The organism is Okeania sp. SIO2F4 (assembly GCF_010672385.1).
Classification (GTDB): Bacteria; Cyanobacteriota; Cyanobacteriia; order Cyanobacteriales; family Microcoleaceae; genus Trichodesmium.
Map to the genome: position 1 here is coordinate 1 of NZ_JAAHGT010000761.1, position 4798 is coordinate 4798.

6 protein-coding genes and 1 pseudogene are annotated in these 4798 nt (G+C 37.9%); 1 reads left to right on the forward strand and 6 read right to left on the reverse strand.

Going from position 1 to position 4798, the window contains the following annotated elements:
* Nucleotides 1–258: 258 nt before the first annotated feature.
* The 6 genes from F6K22_RS32145 to F6K22_RS32170 form a co-directional block, all read right to left on the reverse strand.
* Entirely contained in the window at nucleotides 259–540 is a 282-nt protein-coding gene (locus tag F6K22_RS32145; protein WP_293107660.1) for a hypothetical protein, read from the reverse strand.
* Nucleotides 541–766: 226 nt separating this feature from the next.
* Nucleotides 767–1156, reverse strand: coding sequence for a hypothetical protein (locus tag F6K22_RS32150; RefSeq protein ID WP_293107663.1), 390 nt, complete (start codon nucleotides 1154–1156; stop codon nucleotides 767–769).
* 582 nt (nucleotides 1157–1738) lie between these two features.
* On the reverse strand, nucleotides 1739–1927 hold the full coding sequence (locus F6K22_RS32155) for a hypothetical protein (protein ID WP_293107665.1): 189 nt from the start codon (nucleotides 1925–1927) through the stop codon (nucleotides 1739–1741).
* Nucleotides 1928–2155: 228 nt separating this feature from the next.
* Nucleotides 2156–2749: a hypothetical protein gene (locus tag F6K22_RS32160; RefSeq protein WP_293107668.1), complete on the reverse strand. Its 594-nt coding sequence runs from the start codon at nucleotides 2747–2749 to the stop codon at nucleotides 2156–2158.
* Nucleotides 2746–3321, reverse strand: a complete 576-nt coding sequence (locus F6K22_RS32165) for a hypothetical protein (protein ID WP_293107670.1) — start codon at nucleotides 3319–3321, stop codon at nucleotides 2746–2748. Before F6K22_RS32165 ends, F6K22_RS32160 begins: the two co-directional genes overlap by 4 nt.
* A gap of 88 nt (nucleotides 3322–3409) precedes the next feature.
* The gene (locus F6K22_RS32170; protein ID WP_293107673.1) at nucleotides 3410–4612 is read right to left on the reverse strand and encodes a hypothetical protein; all 1203 of its coding nucleotides are present in this window, start codon (nucleotides 4610–4612) and stop codon (nucleotides 3410–3412) included.
* 98 nt (nucleotides 4613–4710) lie between these two features.
* Between F6K22_RS32170 and F6K22_RS32175 the strand changes: the two are divergent.
* A pseudogene (locus F6K22_RS32175) lies at nucleotides 4711–4798 on the forward strand (transposase); the annotation flags it as partial.

Below are 4798 nucleotides of genomic sequence, written 5' to 3' on the forward strand. Positions count from 1 at the left end.
AATCGGAGAGCTTCCAGCTTGTGCCATCACCAGGAGGTTACTTGAGAGGGAAGGTACAATAACTAAAGGTATAGCTATTTTTGGATCGAGAAAAGTTGCCATGGTCGGCAAGCATATAGTTGAAAAACCAAGTCCTGTAATTCCTTTGAGAAAATCCCTACTCAATTAAAATAATGGCCTTGGCCAGAACAAACAAGAAACAGCCAAGCCTGGGTAACTACGACAAAAACGAAAAAAAATTAAATTTTTAAATACAGGTTACTCCATTTCAACGGGGCAAGTTCCTAACCCCCAATCAACATAAAGGTCGCGGGGGTCGCTGTCGCGCAACCATTCAATTAGCTGCTTCATGTGATCTATCCAATACATCCCAATGCACCCCGCAGTTCCCGGTGAATAATGATAATTCCAATCTATATGAATTTCAATCGCACTTCTATCAGTCGTGCCAGGACTCACATAATCAAGAGGAACCGTTACAGGTCCAATTCCAGACTGAAAAATATTCCCTTGAAAATCATCAATATCACCAGCCCACACAATATCATTGATAAACCATCGCCCCTCTGGCAGAGGAGAGGTTCCAGACTTCTAGCAAAAGACTCTTCACCAGTGCGAAAGAATTGCCTCCCTGGCGCTCCAGAACAACAATTTAAACTATCAACAATCTCCCCATTTTTAATATATTCCAACTTTAAAATATTACAACCAGTATAATCTTGCTCCTGTGTATTGGTTAAATATAAAAAACTATCTTCAGACATCTTTAATTTCTCCTAATAATTTTACGACTATTGGGGCGTTGCTCCTTTTGGTAAGCTTGTTTTGCTTCGCTCAACTCAACAATTGCTTGAATATCAGTTACCACTTTTATGTAATAATTAGCAGAATTTTCCGTAAAACCGCTTGCGCCCAAAGCAGTCTCACAAATAGCCTCAATTCTTGTCAGCTTAAGTTTCAAAGCCTTCAGCTCTTGATTCTTAGATTCCAAATCAGAAACTTTAGACTTTAAACTTTTGATACTTTCTTCTCTTTGATTTAATATTACAGGAAAAGCTAAAGTTGAAATAGTGACAACAGCCCCAATCACCAAAGCTATTAACTGATAAAATTCATTATTAAATTTTGCTGTTTGTTGAACCAAGAAAAAATTCATTTACTTGTTTTTGCTATTGTTGATTAAAATTCTCACTCTGACCTCAAAATACAACAACAAAAGCGCCCAGATAACCGCAGATATTCTAACCACAATACCAAAGACGAAATAGTCTGTATATTCTAACAAGAAAATACCACAAATAGATAGTAATAAAAGGCCAATATATTTAAAGCTATCTCGCTTTTCATCAGATATAAATACAATAGAAAGAATCAATAAAAGAATTGATATTAAAATAGAAAGAGAATCATCTATATTCATCGCTTAATAATTCAAAGTTTAAACTTTAATTATAATCAACGTTCTAGTCAAACTGTTAGATGTGATTTATCAAAAATAGAAAAGTCACTAATATCAATGGAATGAAAGTATAGACTTTTCAAGCAATTCAATAGGCAATGTAGAAAGCTTTGTTCTGGCGTCTAACAACCCAAGCTTTTTATTACTGACAATTAACAAAATTATTGACTAAAATAGCTTACAAATAAAACTTGTTGGCAATGACCAGTCAATTTGACTGGTCAGCAACTATCTTAATAAGTGGTTTAGACAGACAACTAAAGTTTAATTGCTTAAAAGCTATGGTTCGGTAATGTCCGACTCTTCATTACCATAATCAGCAATGTCTTCTGAATATTGTTTGATTGCGATCGAGATGTCAGGGAAATAATAAGGGACTTGAAACTCCAAATGAGAAATAGAAGAAAAAAATATTTCTGGAAAATGACAAAATTGCCATTCATCAAGATAAACTTTTTTTGTTGCCAACCTCAAAGGAGACCTTTCTTCTACCGAACCAGCTCAAGTGAAGCAATCCTCCGAAAACCCAAGTCAACTTTCCGTTAGTGCTAGCAAATATCTTAAAAAACTTTGACAGAAAGGGGATTCGTATTATAAAGTTAGGGATAGAACGATTTATGCTTGCGTCATAATCTGTGATAATCCTGCTGTCGTCGTAAATGTCAACCCAATTATCTTCATTGGACAAATCTGTCATCAGCCACTGATAGATGCTATCACTTCATTCTTTCCTAAAATTAAGCTAGCACTTCCACCACCTGATATCAAAAAGTTCAAATCGCCTTCCTCTTCAAATTGCGCTACAAAATAGTCGTAAACGTCTTCAGGTTGAGGAGCTGCCACTGTGGGATTGTGACCAAACGGAATCAATCGGTGAGATTGTTTGTCAGCACCCTTTGCATATTTCTTCAGATATCTTGTTCCCCACTTAGTGATCTTATATTCAGGCGAACCCCCTGTGATTATCAATACTCTTGGATACCTCCTCGTATTGTATTTTTGTGGGATTTTTCCTGCTGGTGAAACATTTGTACCATATGGTAAACATCCAATTTTAGCCAGCGCTGAAGCGCCAGTGCCAGAACAAACAAAATTGATTGTATCTTCTCTATCTGAAACAATATAAAAAGTTTCATCAGGATTCATAAACGCCGGGACAAGCACTTTGACAAGGGTTCCTTGAGGATTATAAGAAACTGCGTTTGGATCATTTCGCCCAGCTTCCAAAGCTGCAATTTTTCGTTCTTCTTGAGCAATTTTTTCCTCAAGCCATTTTGAATCTTTAATCATTTTGTAATTTTTACTTTATCTAAGACCGTTCCTGCTGGTCTTAACAACTCTAAATCAAGAGGAGGGTTGGGAACTGCCGTTTGCAAAGTTCTCCACAAAAGATTGATTTTTTTGAAGTTATCTCCTCCAATAGGAAGCTCTCTGTGGCTTTGCCCTTCCTCCTTTCTCGTATAAGTTATTGTTCGCGACCCCCAGGGAGTTATTTTTGCCGTACCTCTGTTTGCTTTATAGATCACCCTGATGCTGTAATAATTATCAGCATAACCTTTTTGTTGAACTGGTGACTTATTGGCAGGAAGGTTTTTAAAACATCCTATTTTGTCGAGCGCTGCTTGATCAGTTCCGCCTAATATCAAAATCAATGACCTAGAAGGAAAAGAGACTTGTACGCAAACTTCATTGTCTTTAAAAGATGGCACATAAAATGTAGATAAAATTCCTCGCCCTTCGTAAGGGGTGACAGTGTTAGAAGCTGCTGCTGCCAACAAAGTTTCTTTTTTGTAGTTCTCTCTAGCTTCAGCTATAGCAAGTTTTCGCTTTAATCGAACTAATTTAGTTGATATCCGAGCCATGGCTAACTGTTTTTTTTTACATACTACAATTTTAGGTCAAAAATTGCTGGATTTTACGGGAGAAAGGTATACCTTCCTGACAATTTTTTTAGGGGATTACAAGGTCAGGCAAAATAGCTCCTTTTTTATCAATCAAAGTAATTAACTGCGGCCATCTGCTCAACCAAATTTTTGCACATTGGAATTGAACATCTGCGATAGGTCTCCAGCGTGGTTCCTTGACCTTTTCTCCCAGCACAGTAATTTCTCTAGGAATGGTAGGGTAGTTCTTTTCTGGCTCTTCTGGCAAACTACTTTTGAAATACAAAGAGTTATACGCATGATTTTGAATAACGAGAACTTTATTGACTATTTCTGTAGCAGCGGTCTTGTTTCTACACAACAATTGAAGTTGATAACCTTTTGCCCAATCGTGGTAACAATACACATTTTTTCCTTTTTTCCATACATAGCTACCGTTATCCCAAAATAAAGATTTTATTTTGGTGGCTAGTTGAACAAGGTCAGCCTTTGTGATTTTAGGCAGTGGTAGTTCTGGGTTATCCGTTTTGTCCATAAGCCTAAACCCTATTTCACCAGTAACAGGAGAATAGCCTGGCTCTACATCTGCCATGTTTTCCAAAAACATTAAATATATTCTTGGTTGGTTTCGTCGGATGATTCTATCTGGTGGGATGTAAGTTTTGGCCACAGCCTGTGTAGCAACTGTTTTTCCGCTCCACTCATAATTAAGAAGTTGACTGATCATCATGGAATCATTCCCACTAAGCAAAATAGAATTAGTGGGATTTGATCTTCCTTGAGGAAAATACTCAACAACTCTAAACTTACGATTACCTTTAGGCAACCCCCACTCGCTATATTCTGGTCGCGATTCAGGGTCAGTTCGCCACCCAGTCCGATCGCCAGTATCGCGAATGGGATAATTAGTTTTAAGTGTTGGGTCGCTTGCTGGTCGATTAATCAAAGTCGGGAAACCTTTTTGCCACTCCTCAAACCACTCTTCAAAGGTAACAGCATATCCCAACCTCAAAGATAGTTCATCATGCAGCGCTTTGATAGCAGAAGCCTGGACTGCTACAAGCTGAGGAGTACCTGTAAGATACCGAGGGTTCTTCCCATAAGGCGCGTCGAGGCGATCGCTACTCGTATATCTCCACACCTCAAAATTAGGCAGTTCATCAGGATTATCTGTTGATAGTAATCCTTGTTGTAGCTTGAGTTTTGCCCTACTCTCCTGCATTTTCTGGAGGGTAGAACGAGTATAGCTTTTAGGTATTCCTGTGACCATTTAAAATCTCCTAGTAATAAACATATTCTACTGAATTACGGAATTGCTCCCAAAACCCTAGTAGATTATATGGAGCAGCAGGATATAAAAAACCACACAAGACAGCGCTTTGGAGTCCTTCATATTTTGTGGCTTCTGTTGGAGGAGCGCCACTTGAAGTTCTTAAACAATATATTCAAAATCAAA